Annotated in this window: 20 protein-coding genes; 12 read left to right on the forward strand and 8 right to left on the reverse strand. The window is 69.9% G+C overall.

Going from position 1 to position 19021, the window contains the following annotated elements; genetic code table 11:
• Positions 1–16 precede the first annotated feature (16 nt).
• Both AC1XX3_RS00320 and AC1XX3_RS00325 read right to left on the reverse strand, forming a co-directional pair.
• The gene (locus AC1XX3_RS00320; protein ID WP_483319081.1) at positions 17–1030 is read right to left on the reverse strand and encodes a Gfo/Idh/MocA family protein; all 1014 of its coding nucleotides are present in this window, start codon (positions 1028–1030) and stop codon (positions 17–19) included.
• On the reverse strand, positions 1027–2055 hold the full coding sequence (locus AC1XX3_RS00325; protein WP_483319082.1) for a Gfo/Idh/MocA family protein: 1029 nt from the start codon (positions 2053–2055) through the stop codon (positions 1027–1029). Before AC1XX3_RS00325 ends, AC1XX3_RS00320 begins: the two co-directional genes overlap by 4 nt.
• Positions 2056–2297: 242 nt before the next feature.
• On the opposite strand from AC1XX3_RS00325, the gene AC1XX3_RS00330 reads away from it, so the two are divergent.
• From AC1XX3_RS00330 to AC1XX3_RS00355, 6 genes are all read left to right on the forward strand, one after another.
• On the forward strand, positions 2298–2903 hold the full coding sequence (locus tag AC1XX3_RS00330) for a rhomboid family intramembrane serine protease (protein ID WP_483319083.1): 606 nt from the start codon (positions 2298–2300) through the stop codon (positions 2901–2903).
• Positions 2904–2985: 82 nt separating this feature from the next.
• On the forward strand, positions 2986–3738 hold the full coding sequence (locus AC1XX3_RS00335; RefSeq protein ID WP_483319084.1) for a DUF4129 domain-containing protein: 753 nt from the start codon (positions 2986–2988) through the stop codon (positions 3736–3738).
• Complete coding sequence (locus AC1XX3_RS00340) at positions 3731–4264, forward strand: hypothetical protein (protein ID WP_483319085.1); 534 nt, start codon at positions 3731–3733, stop codon at positions 4262–4264. The genes AC1XX3_RS00335 and AC1XX3_RS00340 overlap by 8 nt, the downstream gene beginning before the upstream one ends.
• Positions 4261–5274 (forward strand): AAA family ATPase, encoded by a 1014-nt coding sequence (locus AC1XX3_RS00345; RefSeq protein ID WP_483319086.1) that lies wholly within the window; start codon positions 4261–4263, stop codon positions 5272–5274. Before AC1XX3_RS00340 ends, AC1XX3_RS00345 begins: the two co-directional genes overlap by 4 nt.
• A 3-nt stretch (positions 5275–5277) precedes the next feature.
• Positions 5278–6621 carry a DUF58 domain-containing protein gene (locus tag AC1XX3_RS00350; RefSeq protein WP_483319087.1) on the forward strand — a complete coding sequence of 448 codons (1344 nt, stop codon included), beginning with the start codon at positions 5278–5280 and terminating at the stop codon, positions 6619–6621.
• Between the two features lie 11 nt (positions 6622–6632).
• Positions 6633–7232 (forward strand): hypothetical protein, encoded by a 600-nt coding sequence (locus AC1XX3_RS00355; protein WP_483319088.1) that lies wholly within the window; start codon positions 6633–6635, stop codon positions 7230–7232.
• Positions 7233–7236: 4 nt separating this feature from the next.
• On the opposite strand, the gene AC1XX3_RS00360 is transcribed toward AC1XX3_RS00355, so the two are convergent.
• A complete protein-coding gene (locus AC1XX3_RS00360) occupies positions 7237–7563 on the reverse strand; it encodes an Hpt domain-containing protein (RefSeq protein WP_483319089.1) in 327 nt (108 codons plus the stop codon).
• Positions 7560–7940, reverse strand: coding sequence for a response regulator (locus tag AC1XX3_RS00365; protein WP_483319090.1), 381 nt, complete (start codon positions 7938–7940; stop codon positions 7560–7562). Before AC1XX3_RS00365 ends, AC1XX3_RS00360 begins: the two co-directional genes overlap by 4 nt.
• 229 nt (positions 7941–8169) lie before the next feature.
• On the opposite strand from AC1XX3_RS00365, the gene AC1XX3_RS00370 reads away from it, so the two are divergent.
• From AC1XX3_RS00370 to AC1XX3_RS00385, 4 genes are all read left to right on the forward strand, one after another.
• Positions 8170–11079, forward strand: coding sequence for a hybrid sensor histidine kinase/response regulator (locus AC1XX3_RS00370; RefSeq protein WP_483319091.1), 2910 nt, complete (start codon positions 8170–8172; stop codon positions 11077–11079).
• A gap of 123 nt (positions 11080–11202) precedes the next feature.
• Positions 11203–11709: a pyruvoyl-dependent arginine decarboxylase gene (locus AC1XX3_RS00375; RefSeq protein WP_483320187.1), complete on the forward strand. Its 507-nt coding sequence runs from the start codon at positions 11203–11205 to the stop codon at positions 11707–11709.
• Positions 11706–12311 carry a hypothetical protein gene (locus AC1XX3_RS00380; RefSeq protein WP_483319092.1) on the forward strand — a complete coding sequence of 202 codons (606 nt, stop codon included), beginning with the start codon at positions 11706–11708 and terminating at the stop codon, positions 12309–12311. Before AC1XX3_RS00375 ends, AC1XX3_RS00380 begins: the two co-directional genes overlap by 4 nt.
• 23 nt (positions 12312–12334) lie before the next feature.
• Entirely contained in the window at positions 12335–13123 is a 789-nt protein-coding gene (locus AC1XX3_RS00385) for a response regulator transcription factor (RefSeq protein ID WP_483319093.1), read from the forward strand.
• Here AC1XX3_RS00385 and AC1XX3_RS00390 read toward each other — a convergent pair whose 3' ends face one another.
• Together AC1XX3_RS00390 and AC1XX3_RS00395 are read right to left on the reverse strand one after the other, a co-directional pair.
• Positions 13124–13570, reverse strand: coding sequence for a hypothetical protein (locus AC1XX3_RS00390; protein WP_483319094.1), 447 nt, complete (start codon positions 13568–13570; stop codon positions 13124–13126). It abuts the gene before it with no gap.
• A 467-nt stretch (positions 13571–14037) separates the two neighbouring features.
• Positions 14038–15315 (reverse strand): uracil-xanthine permease family protein, encoded by a 1278-nt coding sequence (locus AC1XX3_RS00395; protein WP_483319095.1) that lies wholly within the window; start codon positions 15313–15315, stop codon positions 14038–14040.
• A gap of 100 nt (positions 15316–15415) precedes the next feature.
• On the opposite strand from AC1XX3_RS00395, the gene AC1XX3_RS00400 reads away from it, so the two are divergent.
• Positions 15416–16393 (forward strand): NAD-dependent epimerase/dehydratase family protein, encoded by a 978-nt coding sequence (locus AC1XX3_RS00400; protein ID WP_483319096.1) that lies wholly within the window; start codon positions 15416–15418, stop codon positions 16391–16393.
• A gap of 131 nt (positions 16394–16524) precedes the next feature.
• Positions 16525–17316, forward strand: coding sequence for a hypothetical protein (locus AC1XX3_RS00405; RefSeq protein WP_483319097.1), 792 nt, complete (start codon positions 16525–16527; stop codon positions 17314–17316).
• Positions 17317–17338: 22 nt separating this feature from the next.
• Here AC1XX3_RS00405 and AC1XX3_RS00410 read toward each other — a convergent pair whose 3' ends face one another.
• Together AC1XX3_RS00410 and AC1XX3_RS00415 are read right to left on the reverse strand one after the other, a co-directional pair.
• Positions 17339–18655 (reverse strand): M20 family metallopeptidase, encoded by a 1317-nt coding sequence (locus tag AC1XX3_RS00410; RefSeq protein ID WP_483319098.1) that lies wholly within the window; start codon positions 18653–18655, stop codon positions 17339–17341.
• A gap of 54 nt (positions 18656–18709) precedes the next feature.
• Positions 18710–19000: a Dabb family protein gene (locus AC1XX3_RS00415; protein ID WP_483319099.1), complete on the reverse strand. Its 291-nt coding sequence runs from the start codon at positions 18998–19000 to the stop codon at positions 18710–18712.
• Positions 19001–19021 lie beyond the last annotated feature (21 nt).

Here is a 19021-nt window from a genome sequence, read left to right on the forward strand (position 1 = left end):
CGGACCCTATCGAGCACTAGCCGAGAGTCACCGGCTGGCCAGTGCGCACCGACTCATAGCCGGCGGACACCACCTGCAGCGTCCGATAGCCCGCCTCACCGTCCGGCTGCGCGGGTCGCCCTTCGGCCACGGCCGAGAGAAACTCCTTGATCATCAGCTGGTCGGAGTCAGCGCCATAGTCGAGCCACAACGCAGACCGGCTGGACTCCGCGTGACCATGCACCCGGGACCCGAACGCGTCCATGTCGGCGATTCCGGCCGTACCGACCAGCTGCAGGGTCAACCCACCCCAGGTGGGGTAGGAGTCCGGCTTGGACCAACTGCAGTCGATCGTCGCCACCACGCCGTTGGCGTACTCGATGCTGATCAGTCCACCGGTCTCCACCTCGACGTCGTCGTGGTGCAGCACCCGGTTGGTGGTGGCGTAGACGCTGCGCGCCGGCGTGCCGCCGAACAGGCAGTCGAGCAGGTCGGCGACGTGCACCGTGTGGTCGGTCAGCGACCCGCCACCGGCGAGCTCAGCGTCCACGAACCACTGGCGCACGTTCAGGGGAATGCGACCGTTGTTGGTGCCGGTGATGGCCAGCGCCTCACCCAGCGCACCGGAGTCGTACGCCGACTTCAGTCCGGCGAAGGCCGGCGAGAACCGAACCGGGTAGGCGATCATGAGCTGCACCCCGGCTGCCGCGCAGGCGTCGATCATGGCGCGCGCGTCCTCCAGCGAGGTGGCGATCGGCTTCTCACAGAGCACGTGCGCTCCGGCGGCCGCGGCCAGCTCGACCACCTCACGGTGCTTGGCGTTCTCCGAGCACACCACGACACCGTCGGGTCCCCAGGCGAGCGCCTCCTCGTAGCTGTCGACGTAGGCCACGCCGAGATCGGCAGCCAGCGACGGACCACCGGCCTCGCCCGCAGGGCGGTTGACGTGATCGGGATCTGCGGTCAGCAGCTCGATCCCGTCCATGGCCTGGAGCGAACGTACATAGGACACCGCGTGGAGGTGGGCGAAGGACAAGATGGCGATCTTCATCGGACGGCTCCTGCGATGTCGGCGGTGCTCTGGGCGGCGTGGAGAGGGGCGGCGGGCTGGACGGCCCGGCCGGTGGCGAGCGACTCGATCGCGGCCTCCGCCAGCTGGACGGCGACCACGCCGTCCTCGGCGCTGACGCGCGGGGGTGGCCCACCACGGAAGGCGGCCAGGACCTCACGCAGCTCGGTCAGGAACGGGCTCTCGCCGAAGCCCATGGCCGGCAGCAACCCGGTACCGGACTCGTCGACGGCGCCGCCGTCCACGAACAGCGGCGGGTGCTCACGCGAGTCGTGCTGCAAGACGCCGCCGCTGCCGGCGATCTCGAACCGGGTCCGGAAGGTGGTCCCGGGCCGCGCCCAGGTTCCCGTGACGTAGCTGATCGCGCCGGAGGTGTGGGTCAGGACGACCTGGCAGCTGCGCACCCCCGAGCCGCTGACCTCGCGGGCGAACACGGTAGCCACCTCGCCGGCGTTCCACCGGGCGAAGTCGATGTCGTGGATGCTCTGGTCCATCACCAGCCCACCGGACATCTCGTCGTCGGAGAACCAGGGGGCCTCCGGTCGTGAGCCGGTACGGGCGAAACGCTGCACAGCGACCTCGCCGATCTTGCCGCCGGCCACGGCGGCGTGCATGGTGGCGTACTCCGGGAAGTAGCGCACCACGTGGCCGGGATACAGCTGCACACCGGCAGCAGCGCAGGCGTCGACAACCCCGCGGGCCTGCTCGGCGGTGCGGGCGAGCGGCTTCTCGCAGAAGATGTCACGCCCCGCGGCGGCAGCCGACAGCGCGATCTCGGCGTGGCTGGGGGTCGGGGTGCAGATGTCGACGGCGTCGCAGGCGGCGAGGAGTTCGTCCAACGACTCGACCACGCGGCCGCTGCCGTGGCGGCTGACCAGCTCCGGCGCCCCCTCCAGGGAGAACACCACCACCTCCACCCCGAGCGCGGTCCAGGCAGGCAGGTGGGAGTTGGCAATCCCGCCTGCACCGACCATGCCGACGGTATAGCTGTCGTTCCTTGTAGACACGTGAAGATCGTCCCTTCGTCCGTCATGGCTGTGCGGCAATGACATGTCTCGCTCGGTACGTCCTTGATCAGCTGCGGTCTGCCGCTGGACGTCGATGCTGCGTTACATGATCACGCCGCGATGCAGACATGCTAGGGGTCCCGGCGGCGCTGATGCCGACCGGGCCTCTGGCGTGAGCAGCTTGACATTTGGCACCAGCGGGCACGCTGGGTGGCCTAGAGCACGAAAGGGTGGCGAACCAGATGTCCTCCATCACCGCGGCACGCAGCCGCGTCGACCGGCCCGCCCGAGCCGCGGGCGTGATGGGACTGCTGTTGATCGCTTTGTGGCTGACCGAGCTGGTGGACACGCTCGCCGGTCACCGGCTCGACCTGTATGGCATTCACGCCCGCGAGCTCGACGGACTGCCCGAGATCGCTACGGCCTGGTTCCTGCACGCCGGCTGGGACCATCTCATCTCCAACTCGCTGCCGTTCTTCGTGCTCGGGTTCCTGGTGCTGCTCGGGGGGCTGGCGCGCTGGATCTGGTCCTCGGTGATCAGCATCCTCACCTCAGGGCTCGCGGCCTGGCTGCTCACCCCCGCCGGCACGATCGTGCTGGGGGCCAGTGGCCTGATCCTTGGTTGGCTGACCTATCTCCTGGCTCGCAGCCTGTGGTCGCGCCAGCCGCTGCAGGTGCTGCTCGCCGTCGCCGTCCTGGTCGTCTACGGCGGCATGATCTGGGGTGTCCTGCCGACCGAGGCCGGGATCTCTTGGCAGGCCCACCTCGGCGGCGCCGGCGGCGGCGTGCTCGCGGCGTGGCTGCTGCACCGGCGGCGGCCGGCCGTCCGTCGGCGCGCGCTCCACTGACCCACGCCGGCGAACCGGCTGCCCACGAGCACGGTCCGGCTCGTATGCTGGCGGACCAGACCCTGGAGATGGAGTTCGTTTCGTGCGTCGCGCAGCCCGCTCGGGCACCGAGGGCCCGCGCCGGTCCGCCGTTCCCGGCGCAGCGGTGGCCGGGGTCGCGGTGGTGCTGACGCTGGTCGTCGCCTCGGCCGGTGTCGGGGGCAGCTGGACACTGGTGAACCGCTTCCCGCTGCAGCCGGGCGGCGAGCGCTCGCTGCAGCTGGAGCCGCCACGCGGCCTGACGCCGCCGACCGGCGCGCCTTCGGTACCGCCACGCTCGAGCCGGGAGCCACTGGACTTCAGCTGGCTCCCTCCGGTGCTCGCCGGGCTCGGCGCCCTGGCCGTGATCGCGGCGATCTGGTGGCTGGTCCGTCGCTATCGGGCCACCCGCGTCGCACCGGCAAACCCGCCGCGGGGCGCGGAGCTGGCCGACCTCGGCGAGCCGGAGCCGGACCTGCCGGCGCTGCGCCGCGGGGTCGCCTCGGCGCTGGCCGTGGTCAGCGGCCATGCCGATCCCCGCGACGCCATCCTCGCCGCCTGGCTGGCGATGGAGTCAGCCGCGGCCAGCTCCGGAGTGGCCCGCGACGCAGCGCAGACGCCGACCGAGTTCACCGTCGCTGTGCTGTCGCGCACCGCGGCAGACCCGAGCGCCGTGCGCGAGCTACTCGACCTCTACCTCCGGGCCCGGTTCGCCGCCACCGGCTCCACCGAGGCGGACCGGGAACAGGTCCGAGACGTGCTGAGCCGACTCGCCGCCAGTTGGGCCCCGCTCGCCACGACGGATCCCCGTGGCTGACCTCCAGCCGCGCCGCGCGGCGCTCACCGCGGCGATCGTCGGCGTCGTCGTGGGTGTCGTGGGCTGGTTCGGCGGCCTGGCCGTGGCTCAGGCTGGCCTCCTGGCCGCCGCCGGCGCCCTGCTCTGCTGCCTGCGACTGGTGCCGTCCTCGACCGACGACACCGACTGGCCCGAGACGACCGAGGACTCCAGCCGCGACGACGGTGCCCGACGTGAGGTGGCCCGCCTGTCGTGGCAGCTGCGCGGATTCGAGGCGCGGGTGGAGCCACGCTCGGTCCGGCGGCTGGAGTCGGTCGCCGCCCGACGGCTGCAGGCCCATGGTCTGGTCCTGGCCGAGCCCACCGACGCCGACCGGTGCCGCTCGCTGCTGGGCGATCGGGCGTACGCCGCGCTGACCACGGACGTCAACCCGCCGCCCTACTACGACGACTTCGTCCACGCCCTGACCGCCGTGGAACGGCTCGGACCCCCCGACCCGACTGCTGCCCTGCACGTACCCACCCCCGAGAGGACCTTTCCGTCGTGACCCCATCGTCCAGCCCTGTCCCTGCCGACCGGGAGCCGAGCACGCCGCTGCCGGTGGCCGAGGTGGCCCGCCTCGCAGAGCTGGTGCTGGCCGAGGTCGGCACCGTCGTGGTGGGCATGCAGTCCGCCCTGCGGACTGCGTTGGCCGCGATCCTCGCCGGCGGCCATGTGCTGTTCGAGGATGTGCCGGGCCTGGGCAAGACGCTGGCCGCGCGCAGCCTGGCCCAGGCACTGGGACTCGACTTCCGCCGGCTCCAGTGCACCCCCGACCTGCTGCCGGCCGACATCACCGGCTCCTACGTCTACGACCCGGCCGAGGCCACCTTCGACTTCCGCCCCGGACCGGTGTTCACCGGTCTGTTCCTGGCCGACGAGATCAACCGGACGGCGCCGAAGACCCAGTCCGCCCTGCTCGAGGCGATGGCCGAGCGACAGGTGACGGTGGAGGGCCACAGCTTCCCCCTGCCCGCACCGTTCCACGTGATGGCCACCTCCAACCCGGTGGAGTACGAGGGGACGTACCCGCTGCCGGAGGCACAGCTGGACCGGTTCATGGTGCGGCTGGGCGTCGGCTATCCCGAGGCCGGCGCGGAGAGCGACGTGCTGCGCCGTCGGCTGTCCCGCCGCGAGGAGGCCACCCAGGTGGCCGCAGTGGTCGACCCGTCGGTGCTGTTGGCGATGCAGGCCGGGGTGGAGACCGTTGACGTCGACCCCGACATCGTCGACTACTGCGTCGCCCTGGCCGCCAGCACCCGCAGCCATCCCTCGGTCGAGGTCGGCGCCTCACCACGCGGCTCGCTGGCCCTGCTGCTGGTGGCGCGCGGGATGGCTGTCCTCTCGGGTCGTGACTTCGTCACCCCCGAGGACGTGAAGCAGATCGCCGTCGCTGCCCTCGCGCACCGGCTGACGTTGACCCCGCAGACCTGGGCCAGCGGCATGCAGCCGGCCGATGTCGTCTCCTCCCTGCTCGGACGCGTACCGGGCCCGGCAGCCATGGCAGCGGTGCGCTGACCCGTGCCGCAGATCAACAGTGTCGCCGGACCGTGGTGCCGTGGCCCGGCGGCCGTTCCGGTCGCGGTCAGCGGACTGATCCTGTTGGTGGTCGGCGTGGTGGTGCAGCGAACCGATGTCGCCGTGCTCGGTGTCCCGCTGGTGGCCCTGGTCTGCCTGGCGTGGCTGCGGCCCGCTCCAGGCGCGGTGTCGGTCCGGCTCCGCAACGCCAGCCAGCTCGACCAGCCGGGCGAGGTGCCGGCCACGGTGGAGATCGACGCGCCGGACGGCGTCGAGACGGTCGCACTGCGGGTGTCGGCACCTGGTCACCGGATGAGGACGGCGCTGGTCGCCGCCGGTCAGCGCGAGATCAACGTCTCGATGCGGACCGTCCGCACCGGTGCCCGGGCGCTCTTCACCATCGACCACCGGGCCGGTACGGCCGACCAGCTGCTGCGGACGGTGCCGGTCAGCCTCGGGCCGATCACCGTGACCGTGTTGCCTGGCAGCTCACCGTCGCGCGAGCTGCCGCTCCCCTTCCGGCTGCAGGGGCTCACCGGCCCGCACAGCTGGCGACGTACTGGCGACGGCGGCGACCTGCACGACGTGAACCTGTTCACCCCGGGAGACCGGCTGCGCCGGATCGACTGGCGGGTGACCGCCCGCCATGTCGGACCGCCGCCCGCGGACCGGGCCGGTCAGGCCCGGATCTCCGAGCTGTACGTCCGCCGCACCTTCGCCACCGCGGACGCCACCGTGATGCTGGTGGTGGACTCCCGAGACGAGGTCGGCCCGGACGTCGCCACCTGGGGTGACGCCACCCAGCTGCGGGAGGACGAGCCCACCTCGTTGGACATTGCCAGGACCGCGGCGGCGTCGCTGGCCCGCGGCTATCTGGAGGCCGGGGACCGGGTCGGCCTGGAGGATCTCGGTCGGCTCCGACGCCCGCTCCCGCCGGGTGGCGGCCGCAAGCACCTTCGCCGAGTGGCGCAGCGGCTGGCGCTGTCCCGGCCGGAGGGCGAGCCGAAGCGACGCGAGCGGGTACCGCGGCTGCCCGCCGGGGCGCTGATCGTCGTCTTCTCCACCTTCCTGGACGACGACACCGCCCGGTTGGCCCAGATCTGGCGGTCGTCGGGCCACCGGGTGCTCGCGGTGGACGTGCTCCCCCGGCTGCACACCGCCGACCTGTCCGCCCGGGTACGCACGGCCTACCGTCTCGTCGCCATGGAACGCCGGGACCGGATCGATGCGCTGACCCGCGGCGGCGTGGAGGTGCTGGCCTGGGAAGGCCCTCAGCCCGTCGGCGACCCGGCGCTCGCCCCGGACGTGGTGCTCGCCGGCCTGGCCCGGGCTCGAGCGGTCCGATGAGGATCGCGGGTGTGCTCGAGACCTGGACCGGTCGCTGGCAGCGCCTGGTCGCGACCCTTCGGCTGCGCCGCTCGCCCACCGAGCGGGTACTGCCCCGGGTTCAGATCGGCACTGCCGCGGCGGTCCCGGCCTGGGTCGTGCGACTGCTGATCGCGGCGGTCGGGGTGGGAAGCGGATGGCTGCTGCACCCGCCGGTGCCGCTGTGGATCGTGGTGGGTCTCGCGGTCGCGGTGACGGTGCTACGCCCCGGCGGTCCGGCACCCGCTGTTCTCGCGGGGGTGCTGGGGCTGACGCTTCTCGTCACGGACCCGGGACCGTTCGCCCTCGCCGGATCGCTGCTGCTGGTCGCGGTCCATGTGCTGGTGGCGCTCGGCTCGATCATCGGCGACCTGGCCTGGTCCAGCGCGGTGGAGCTGCGGGCGTTCGCCCGTAGCGCCCCCCGGCATCTGGTGCTGCAGGCCGGCGCTCAGCTGTTGGCCTGGGGCTCGGCCTGGATCGCCTCCACCGGGGTCGTCCTCGCCGTGGTTCCGGTGCTGACAGTGCTGATGCTGGTCGGCCTGGCGTGGTGGCTGCTCACTGCGTTGGCACAGCGGACCGGTGGCCGCAGCTGAGCCGTCATTCCTCGTCCAGGTCGCGCCCGAGGTCGACCCGGATGGCGGCGACCAGCTCGTTCGCTGCGTCGAGATCACGGCCCGCGGTCAGCGGCCGTCCGCCGAGCAGGTCCTCGAGTCGACGTGCCAGCGCAGTGGTGTGGTCGTAGCCGAAGGTGCCGGCGGAGCCGGCCAGCTGGTGGGCCACGTCTCTGGCGTCGAACTGCGCCTGCTCGCCGAGCCGGCCGGCGGCGGCCGACGTGAGTACGGCAGCCAGCTCGTCGACCCGCGCAAGGTTCGATGCATGCGCCCGCTCCGCGATCTGACGAAAGGCGCCCGGCAGCTCGGTCACGGTGCCCACCCCAGCAGGTTGCCGACATCGCGGGCCAGCGTCATCGGGTCGAACGGCTTGGCGATCACCCCGGCGAGATCGAGGTCCGCCCAGGCCCGACGATCCCCCGCCTGCACCTTGGCGGTCAAGAAGATGATCGGAATGGCTCGGGTGGCCGGGTCCTTCCGGAGTTCGGCGAAGGTGGACGGCCCGTCCATCCCCGGCATCATCACGTCCAACAAGATGGCGTCCGGGAGCAGCTCCGCGGCCCGCAGGATGGCGTCGTTGCCCGAGCTGGCTGTGCTGATCTCCCAGCCGCCGACGATCTCCAGCGCCATCTTGGCCACCTCGCGGATGCCGTCGTCATCGTCCACGACCAGCACGCGATGCGCCGTCATCGGCACATCCCTTCGCTCTCGTGTGACACTGCCATCGCTTGTCTGCCTCGCCTCGTCGTGGGGTGCGCGGCCAACCGGCTGGTGGCCCGGGTGACCGATCACTGATCGGTCCCCGAGACCAGCGTTGTCATCCTACTCAGAGCAGCCATCCGATGCCGCCGTCCGAACTGGCTCGGCGCAGGGAGTCCAAGATCATCGTCGCCGTCGCCCGGTGATACCGTCATGCCCCATGGAGGGGCTGTCCCGTCCCCAAGTTCGGGGGACCTGGCGATTCCGGTTGATGGGGCTAGCGGCTCTCATTATAGCCGGCGTCTTCGTCGCGCTCCTCGGCAGCGACCTCGATGCCGCTACCCGCAAGCTGATCAGCGACATCGGCCTGCTCGGTGGTGGAGTCGCCGCGGCGATCAGCTGTGGCAGCCGCTACCGGCTGTCGACAGGTGGTCGTCGGCGCGCGTGGGGGTTCCTGACCCTGGGCGGCATCCTCGGAGCCATCGGCAACAGCTGGGTCCTGCTGGTCAACCTCGCCGACGCCCCCGATGAGCTGGCGCGGATCGGCGACTTCGGGTTCATCGCGGCGCTGCTCTGCGGAATGGGCGCCCTGATCGTCTTCCCCTCCCATCCGCGCCGAGGCACCGAACTGCTGCGGATGGTGCTCGACGGCCTGGTCATCGGTGGCTCAGCCCTGTTCATGTCCAGCGTGACCGTCTTCCCCCAGCTATTGGCCAGCGACGATTTCCCGCTGGCCGACCGGGTCACCTCGCTCCTGCTGCCGATTGCCGACGTGGCTTTCGCCACCCTGGCCGCGCTGTTGATCTTGCGGAGCAACCGGGAGGACCGCCCAGCCCTGGCACTGGCGAGTGCCGGGTTCGTCTTGTACGCAGTGTCCGATATCGCCTTCGCAGTCTTGACCGCGCAGGGTCCGTTCGCTTTCGGGACGCCGGTCGACGTCGGCTGGATCGCCGGATACCTGCTGATGGCGCTCGCCGCTCAGCATCCGGCGGCGGCGATCGAGAACCACGTCAACGACAAGCGTGAGACATCCCCGGTCGCGGGCACCGCCGTCGTATTCACCGTGTTCCTGGCCGCCGCGATCGTCAGCCTGGTCAGCCTGCAGTCCTCCGCCCTGAGCGCCGCGTCGGCCGTTACCTGGCTGGTCGTCCTGCTGGCGGTGGCTGCTCGACAGATCCTGCTGATCGTGGACAACGACGCGCTGCGCCGCGGTCTGGAACGACGCGTCGACGAACGGACAGCCGAGCTGCGCCGTCTGACCCGGCAGAGCGAACTGCTGCTGACCTCGGTCGGTGACGGCATCTACGGCGTCGACACCGACGGCCGGATCACTTTCATCAACCCGACGGCGGCGGCCACGTTGGGCTATCGCCAGAAGGACCTGGTCGGCTCGGTCGCCCACCACGCATTCCATGCCAACCGCGAGGACGGCGAGCCGTACCCGATCTCCGACTGCTACATCACTGAGGCGATCCGCCAAGCGATGGTGACCAACTCCGAGGACGACATCTACGACCGCGCCGACGGGCGCCAGATCCCGGTCGAGGTCACGGCGAGTCCGCTGGTCAACGACGGCGTCGTCCAGGGCGCGGTCGTGGTGTTCCGCGACGTGACGCAACGGCGTGAGGTGGACCGCCTGAAGACGGAGTTCGTCTCCATCGTCAGCCACGAGCTGCGGACGCCGCTGACCTCGATCCGTGGATCGCTCGGCCTGTTGTCCGGCGGTGCCATGGGCGCTCTGCCGGCCCCGGCGACTCGGATGATCGGCATCGCGCTGGACAGCAGCGAACGCCTGACCCGATTGATCAATGACATCTTGGACATCGAGCGGATCGAGTCGGGCTCGCTGCCGATGTCGCCGGTAGAGCTCGACAGCGCCGCGCTCGTCGACGCCGCCATGGAACAGATCGGGGTGCTGGCGGACGAAGCCGGCATCAAGGTGGTGGTGAGCTCAGTCAGCGGCCGGGTGCATGCCGACGCGGACCGGGTGCTGCAGGCGCTGCTGAACCTGCTGGGCAACGCGATCAAGTTCTCCCCACGCGGGTCGACCGTCACGATCGGAGCCGTCGGACGAGGCTCCTTCGTCCAGTTCAGTGTCTCCGACCAGGGCCGTGGCATCCCGGCCGACAAGCTCGACAGCGTGTTCCGCCGGTTCGAGCAGGTGGACTCCTCCGATGCTCGGGAGAAGGGTGGCACCGGACTCGGACTGGCCATCAGCCGGAGCCTGATCGAGCGGCTCGGCGGTCGGATCTGGGCCGAGGCCAACTCGACCGGGACCGGAACCACCTTCCGGTTCACCCTGCCCCGTGCGCTCGACCCGGCCGCCGACTTCTCGGGCGACGGTCCCCTGGTCGTGGTCTGCGACGACGACCAGTACGTGGTGGAGGTGCTGGTGGAGGCACTTCGTCGCCGCGGCTACCGCCCGCTGGGCGTGACCAGCGGTCGTGGGGCCATTGACCTGGTGATCGCCGAACAACCCGACGCGGTGGTGGTCGGCCTGCGGATGCCGGATATCTCGGGCGGCGACGTGGTCAACGCGATGAAGAAGCGATCGGAAACCATGCACATCCCGATCATCGTGATCTCGGGCATGGGTCCGGACGCCAGCCCGGGTCTCGCCAGGCAGGCCGCCGCCTGGCTGGCGAAGCCGGTGAACGAGGATCGGCTGCTGCAGACGTTGGCCGCAGCGATCGCCGCGCAGCCCACCTCGGGCACCGTGCTGCTGGTGGAGAAGGACGCCGACCTGGCCGACGCGATCCGCACCCTGCTGGAACAGCACAGACTCACCGTCCACTACGCGCGCACCTCGGCCGAAGCGCTCGACCACTGCGAGCACGTTCACCCGCAGGCCATCATCGTTGACCCGGACCTCCCGGACGGCGACGGCAGCGAGCTGATCGGCTCCCTGCGCGGCGACCCGCGACTGGCTCAGTCCGCCGTCGTGGTTTACAGTGCGGTCGACGTGGACGCCAGCGCGAGATCTGACCTCACGCTGGGCAAGACTCTCTTCCTCACCAAGGGTCGGGTGACGCCGCAGCAGGTGACCGAGCGGGTACTGCGGCTCCTCGATCTCATCCCGCAGGGCAGCCGACGGGGCACTGCCCCAGTCCATGCCGGGTCGGAACACTGAGTGTCTGCAGCCAACTCCAGCGGTCGCGCCGACCACAGCAGTGGTCAGTCGGCGGCACCGACAGACCATAAGGAAAGGACGTCCACCAGCGTGCTCAAAAGTGTGGGGAAGTCGTTGACCAGAATGCCGGCCGAGTCGAGGAACGCCCTCACCATCCGAGTCAGCGCCGGGACCGGCGTCGGCCGCACCCGGCTGTCGGCCTTCGACGCCGCGTTGCGCGCCGCCGGCGTGGCTGACTTCAACCTGATCCGGCTTAGTTCGGTGATCCCCCCGGGCAGCGACGTGATCGAGGTCGATCGCGCCGCCCAGCTGCAGGGCCATCACGGTGACGCGCTGTACTGCGTCTACGCCGACGCCTACGCGAGCAACCCGGGCGAAGAGGCGTGGGCGGGGGTGGCCTGGTCGCTGCGGGACGACGGATCGAACTCAGGGCTCTTCGTCGAGCACCACGGCTCGTCGCGGCACACCGTCGAGCGTGACCTGTCGGCGAGCCTGGAAGACCTGTCTGAGGGTCGAGGTGGCATGTATCACCCGGCCGGCATGCTGATCACCTCCGCCGAGTGCATCGACCACCCCGTCGCCGCGGTGGTCGTCGCGACCTACTACGCGTCCTCCTGGGCGTCGCAATGACCGCTGAGCCGAGACCGCCCGACCCGTTCGCGGACCGGCGTCGCCGCCGACTCGGCTCCAGCGCGGCGAGCATCACCGTCGAGCAAGCGATCACGGCGGTCCACGCGGGAGCGTTCTGGGACTTGTATCTGGCTGCGTTCGGTCCGCTGCGCACCCGGGCGGTCGCCCGCCAGGTCCTGCACCGCGACGAGTTCATGGCGGAGATGGCCGACCCCCGGGTGGCCAAGTACGTCGTGTGGGGAGCTGACGGCGAGCCGCTGGGCCTGACCACGCTCACCCGCGACCTCACCTCGGTGCCGTGGATCAGCCCGGAATACTTCCAGGCGAAATACCCGGAGGCCGCGGCGCGCAACGCCGTGTTCTATCTGGGCTTCACGCTGACCCACCCTGACCGGAGACAGCCCCACCTCATCGCCGCGATGCTCACGCGGGTGATCGATGATCTTGCCGCCGCCCGCGCGGTGTGCGGTTATGACGTCTGCGCCTACAACAACGCCACCATGTCCTTCGCCGATCATCTCGAACAGATGATGCACCGGCTGTCCGATGTCACCGTCGAGCGCATCGACACGCAGGTCTACTACAGTGCGACCTTCGCCTGAGAACCGATTGGTACCGTGACCCCATGATCGAACCTGCCCGTCGCGTTGCTGTCGTCATCGAAGATGATGCCGACATCCGCAATCTGTTGGAGGCCATCCTCGGCCAGGCTGGGTTCACCTGTTACAGCGCAGCGACCGGGAGCGACGGCGTTGAGGCGGTCCGCGAACATCTGCCGATCCTGACGACCCTCGACATCAGCCTGCCCGGGATCGACGGCTTCGAGGTGGCCCGCCGGATCCGCGCTTTCAGCTCGACCTACATCATCATGTTGTCGGCCCGGATGGAGGAGATCGACACCTTGATGGGTCTCGACGCCGGTGCCGACGACTATCTGACCAAGCCGTTCCGGCCGCGAGAGCTGCGTGCCCGGGTGGAGGCGATGCTGCGTCGCTACCGGACCGACCAGGAGAACGCGACCTCACCGATCAGTGCGACCCGGCAGGACGCCGTGGACGTGGCTGGTGTCGGCTACGACGCCGACGACGGCTGGATCAGCCACAACGGGCTGCGGATCCACCCTGATATGCGGCTCTGCGAGATCGATGGCGCACCGGTCGACCTGACCCGCAGTGAGTTCGAGCTGCTGATGGTGATCATGCAGGGTCAGCGGCGGGTCATCTCGAAGAACACCTTGGCGCTCGAGCTCCGCGGCGACGACGTCACCGGCGGCTACGTCAGCGACTCCGACCGCCGCGCGGTCGAGGTGCATCTGGCCAACCTGCGCCGCAAGATCAAGGACCCGGTGACCTCACCGCGCTATGTCGAGACCGTCCGTGGTGTTGGCTATCGCCTGGCCGTGCCGCAGCCATGATCATCCGCCGCCGTAGCCCATTTGCTGCAGGTGGTGGCGGGTCCGACCGGCCTGATGCGCCAGCGTGCGCCAGAGTGTGTCGCTATCGCCCTCAGCCCGGCCGGTGACGACCAGCCGCAGGGTGCGCGCAGCGCCGGCCGTGGCCGCTGCCGGTCCGCCGATCATGCTGCTGGTCGACTCGAGGCTCAGCAACGAGACATAGCACGCCTCCCGGTCCCCACGTGCCAGGTCGCGCCGGATGGTGTCCAGTCGGCGGTCGAGCAGCTGTAGGTAGTCGTCGACGAACCGGCGAACCAGAGCGGCGTCACCGAGCTCCACGCACAGGTCGCTGAGCTCGGGACTGACCGGTTCTGCATCGCGGTCGGCCGGCCCGTCCTGGGGCCAGGATCCGCTCGAGAGCCGGGATACCTCGCCGTCGTCGGTCCAGTCCCCCGATGAGTCCGCCATGTCAGTAGGCAGCGACCGAAGCGTCATGCCAGACTCCCGTCCGGCATTCCCGCACCGCACCAGCCGCGCTCGCCGTCTTGCGGCGACCCCCCACGCGGCTGGTGCTCACGGTGACTCCTTGTTTGACGACACGGACGACTGCTCCCCGTGTACGAGACCCCCCGATCCCGACATCTGAACTCTGACGGGCGGGCCTTAGGAGCCAATTGCGGTTGGGCTAGCGTCCGCTCAGGTTTTTCCAAAGATTGCTCAAGGTGCCCGGCGATCTTGCTGAGCCCACCACGACGAGGAGCCGGTGGGGGCGCCCGTCGTCATCGCCCCCACCGGCCTCTTGACGGACCGCCGGACGGCCCGTGGACGCCACCCTGCGCCGTCATGCTGAAGACATCCGCCGAGCAGGGTCAGGGCCGGATCAGTATTTGCTCAGGAAACCGCGCAGCCGGCCCACCGCGGGTCAGATCGACCGCTCAGGCGGTGCCGCGGACCCGACCCACGAAGGCCATCAGGTGATAGACCACGATGGCGGCCACCGTACCGAGCGCGATGCCGTTGAAGCTCAGGCTGCCAGCAGCGAAGGTGAAGTCCGCGATGCCGATGATCAGCGCGGTAGCCGCGGTGAACTGGTTGGTGGGACGAGAGAAGTCGACGGCGTTGTCCAGCCAGATCTTCACGCCGATGATGCCGATCAGGCCGTACAGCGCGGTGGTCACGCCGCCCAGGACGCCCGGCGGGATGGTGTTGATGACTGCGCCGACCTTGGGCGAGAGCCCGAGCGCGATCGCGACCACACCGGCCACCCAGTAGGCGGCCGTCGAGTAGATCCGGGTCGCTGCCATCACGCCGATGTTCTCTCCGTAGGTCGTCGTACCGGACCCACCACCGAGACCGGCCAGGACCGTGGCGGCACCGTCGGCCATGAGGGCCCGCCCAGTCAGCCTGGTCACCGCCGGGTCGGTCATCTGCGCCACGCCCTTGATATGTCCGACGTTCTCGGCGATCAGCACCAGCACCACCGGCAGGAACGCCGGCAGCACCGACCACACCGCGGAGTTGGTGAACGGGTTCGCCGGGGCGGAGAAGTCCGGCAGGCCGACCCAGGGAGCGGCGGCCACCGTGGAGAAGTCGACCTCGCCGAGGAGGACCGCGGCCAGATAGCCGACCACGACGCCGACGAAGATCGACAACCGACCGACGATGCCGCGAAAGAGCACAGTGGTCAACAGCACCGCGGCCAGGGTGATCACCGCCGTCAGCGGACCAAGCTCGAAGTTCGACTTGGCCGCCGGCGCCAGGTTGAACCCGATCAGCGCCACGATCGCGCCGGACACCACGGGGGGCATCAGCACGTCGATCCAGCGGGTGCCGACCACCTGGACCACGACGCCGACCGCGGCCAGCAGGACTCCGACGGACAGGATCCCGAAGAGGGCGCTACCCATCCCCTGGCTCGCCGTCGCGGCGGTGATCGGGGCGATGAACGCGAAGGAGGAACCGAGATAGCTGGGGAGCCGATTGCGGGTGATCACCAAGAACAGCAGGGTGCCGAGGCCCGAGAACAACAAGGTGGTGCTCGGGGGGAAGTCGGTCAGGATCGGCACCAAGAAGGTGGCACCGAACATGGCCACGACGTGCTGGGCGCCGATGCCGATCGTACGGGGCCAGCTGAGCCGTTCGCCGGGAGCGACGACCGCGTTGGCGTCGACGGCGCGGCCGTCTCCGTGCAGGGTCCAGGACAGTAGCGGCACGGGGGTCCTTCTTTCCGAGTGGTCGTCGCGGGCGGACGCATCGTAGCGGCTGCTGACACGCCCGCCGTACGGCCTCGGACCGCCTGGCTAGAGTCGAGCCATGGACATCGCGATCATCGGCGGCACCGGGCACATCGGCACCTATCTGACGCCGCGGCTGGTCCGCGCCGGACACCGGGTTATCAGCATCAGCCGCGGGCAGCGCCGGCCGTACACGCCGGACCCGAGCTGGGACCAGGTCGAGCAGGTGACGATGGATCGGGAGGCGGCGGAGGCTGCCGGCACCTTCGCCGCGGCGGTCGCCGACCTCGGGGCCGAGGCGGTAGTGGACCTGACCTGTTTCACCCCTGAATCGGCCCAGCACCTCCTCGACGGGCTGCGCGGCCGGGTGGGTCACCTGGTGCATTGCGGCTCGATCTGGAAATACGGCCCGAGCGCGAAGTTGCCGGTCACCGAAGATGATCACACTCCCCCGGTCGGTCAGTACGGAGTGGCGAAGGCAGCGATCGCTGCCATGCTGACCGAGGAGACGCGTTTCGGCGGGCTGGTGACGACCTCCCTGCACCCGGGCCACATCAGCGGCCCGGGATGGGCACCGATCGGGCCGCTCGGCAACCTCGACCCCTCGGTGTGGCGTGCGCTGTCTGCCGGTGAGGAGCTGCTCGTCCCCGGGGTGGGTGCAGAGCTGATGCACCACGTACACGCCGACGATGTGGCGCTGGCCTTCGTCGCGGCGCTGGAGCACCGGGACGCGGCGGCCGGTGAGTCGTTCAACGTGGTGGCGCCGTCAGCTCTGACCGTGCGTGGCTTCTGCGAGATCGCGGCCGGCTGGTTCGGCCAGGAGGCGCAGCTGCGCTTCGTCAGCTGGGAGGAGTTCCGGTCCCAGACCACGCCCGACTACGCCCAGCAGAGCTGGGACCACCTGTGGCGCAGTCATTACGCCGCAATCGACAAGGCCCGCTCGCTGCTCGACTACGCGCCCGGCCACCAGCCCGAGGCTGCCGTGCGCGCGGCGGTCGGCTGGCTGATCGATCACGGCCAGCTGGACGTGGCCCGCGGGCTGGCAGCGACCGGCTGATCGCCGGCAGAGTCTTGGTCAGAACAAAAGTTTCCTCCCCGGGGCGCGTTTCGGGCCGTCCTCGGCGGCACATCGTTGGCTAGCGTTTGCTCCGGTCACTTCCCCGCCCGACCGATCGGAGCCTCCCCCGCATGCTCGTCCGCAGCACCGCCGCGCGCCTGAGGGCGCTACCTCGTTCCCTGGCCCTGGTCACGGTTCTGTCATTGGTCATCTCCCTGGCCGGAGCCGCCGCACCGGCCGAGGCACGTACCCCCGACGTCTGTTCGGAGCGTCCGGCCACGGTCCGGACCACGGTGACCAGCGCCAAGACGTCGCCGTCGGTGCTGTCGGTCGGCACCAAGAAGACCAAGCGTCTGGTCATCACGGTCAAGGTCCGTGACCTGTGCGGGGTGGACGACGTGCAGGCCGGCGTCTACGGCAACTATGGCGACGGCGACCTGGTCGGCCTCGACCGGGTCCGTACCTCCGGTGATACCTCGACCTGGGACGTCCAGCTGCAGGTCCGACCGAAGGACCTGCTGAATTCCGACGCCGGACGCTGGAGCACCGAGGTGTTCGCCTCCGGCAGCCAGCAGGTACGCAAGCCGGGTCCGGGCTTTCGGATCGTTCGGGCGTCCCGGCTCACCATCAACGCGACGCCCGAACCCGTACGCCGCGGCGGCACCCTCACCGTGCGTGGTCACCTGGAGCGCGCGAACTGGCAGACCGGCCGTTACGCCGGCCATGCCAACCAGAAGGTGGACCTGCAGTTCCGGACACCCAAGGGCAGCTACACCACGGTGAAGACCGTGACCACCGACCGACGCGGTGACCTGCGGACCACGGTGAAGGCGCGGAAGGACGGCTGCTTCCGCTTCGTGTTCGCCGGGACCCGCACCACCAACCGGTCCACGGCCAAGGGCGACTGCGTCGACGTGCGCTGACCCGGCGGCAGCCGGTGGGCGGTCAGGCGAAGTAGGACGGGACGTCCAACGCACCACCGGCGGCGGTGAAGTTCGCTGCCACCGCCGAGCGGAGGTCAGCGTCGCTGAGATAGTCCAGCGCTGTCGCGGCCAGGCCGAACGCGCTGTCGACGACCACCTGGTCGGCGGTCTCGGTCACTGCGGCGGCGGCGAACTCCCGGGTGTGCAGCGACAGCTGACTGTCCGCGATCTTGACCATGGCGTGCAGACCGGGCACCCGGTAGGACACGTTGCCGAAGTCGGTGGAGCCGGCAAAGGTGGCGGGCACCACGCCCGCGGCCAGCATCGCGTGACCGCGACCGCCGTACCGGCTGTTCCAGGCCCGGGCCAGCGGCTGGTTGGTCCGCAGCGGCAGATAGGCGGGTGCCTCGTCCCAGCTGAGCTCGACCGCGCAGCCGGTCATCAGGGCTGCGCCGCGGGCGATGTCCGCGAGCCGCCCGCTGAGCACCTTCAGGCTCTCCGGATATTCGCTGCGGAGGTAGAACAACAGCTCAGCACGCTCGGGGATGACGTTGGGCCGCTGACCGCCGTCGGTGATCACGCAGTGCACCCGGTCTGTCGGCGGCATCTGCTGACGATGCAGCCCGACCCCTGTATAGGTCAGGTTCACCGCGTCGAGCGCGTTGCGGCCCATGAACGGCTGTGCCGAGGCGTGGGAGGTGATGCCGGTGAAGGTGGCGCGGAGCTGGCGGCGGCCGAGGAAGACCGAGTCCGCCAGGTCGTAGGTGAAGGGGTGCACCATGATCGCCGCGTCGACGTCGTCGAACGCACCGTCGAGGGCCATGTATTCCTTGCCGGAGCCGCCCTCCTCCGCGGGCGTACCCAGCCAGACCACCCGCCCGGGCAGTCGATCTTGGAGCCCGGCAAGGGCGAGGAACGCCCCCAGACCGGCGGTGGCGATCACGTTGTGCCCGCACCCGTGGCCGATGCCGGGCAAGGCGTCATATTCCGACAAGATCGCGATCGTGGGTCCGCCGGCGCCGATCTCCGCACGCAGGGCTGTGTCCAGCCCATGAGCGCCGCGGGTGACACCGATGCCGTGCGCTTCGACGAGATCGGCCAACGCGGCACTGGAGCGGTGCTCTTCGAAGGCCACCTCCGGGTGCTCGGCGAGGTCGTGGGAGGCGGCCACCAGCTCGTCCCGCAGTGCGGCGACCTGCCGGTCCAGCTCAGTGATCAGATCGGCAGCGGCACCGGAATAACTGCTGCTCTCAACGGTCGAGGTCGCCGCGCGGGCCTCGGTCTCGCGACCGAGCTGCTGCATGATGAAGGGATCGGCTGGGATGGGCTCGGGGCACATGGCCACAGTCCTCGCTCTCGGATGGTCGGGGCGGTACGCAGGTCCGGAGCGGGGTCAGAGCGGGGCGAAGTCCAGCTCCTGGAAGTCCAGCACCTCCGCCCCCCACCGGTTGTGCACGAAGGCGACGTGCACCGGGTGCTCGTTGTAACCGGTGTAGGCAGGCTGGTCGGCGAACTCCATCGAGAACGAGAAGGTGAAGTCGCTCTCCGGGCTGACCTGACGCAACTGCTCGAACCGCTCGACACCAGGGATATCGGCCAGATCCTGTGCCGCCACAAGGAAAGAACGCTCCTCCTCTGAGCCGGCCGGATGACGCAACGAGAACACCACGGTGTGTCGAATCATGACGTCATCCTTGCACGGTCG

The sequence above is a fragment of the Microlunatus sp. M237 genome, from assembly GCF_056896895.1.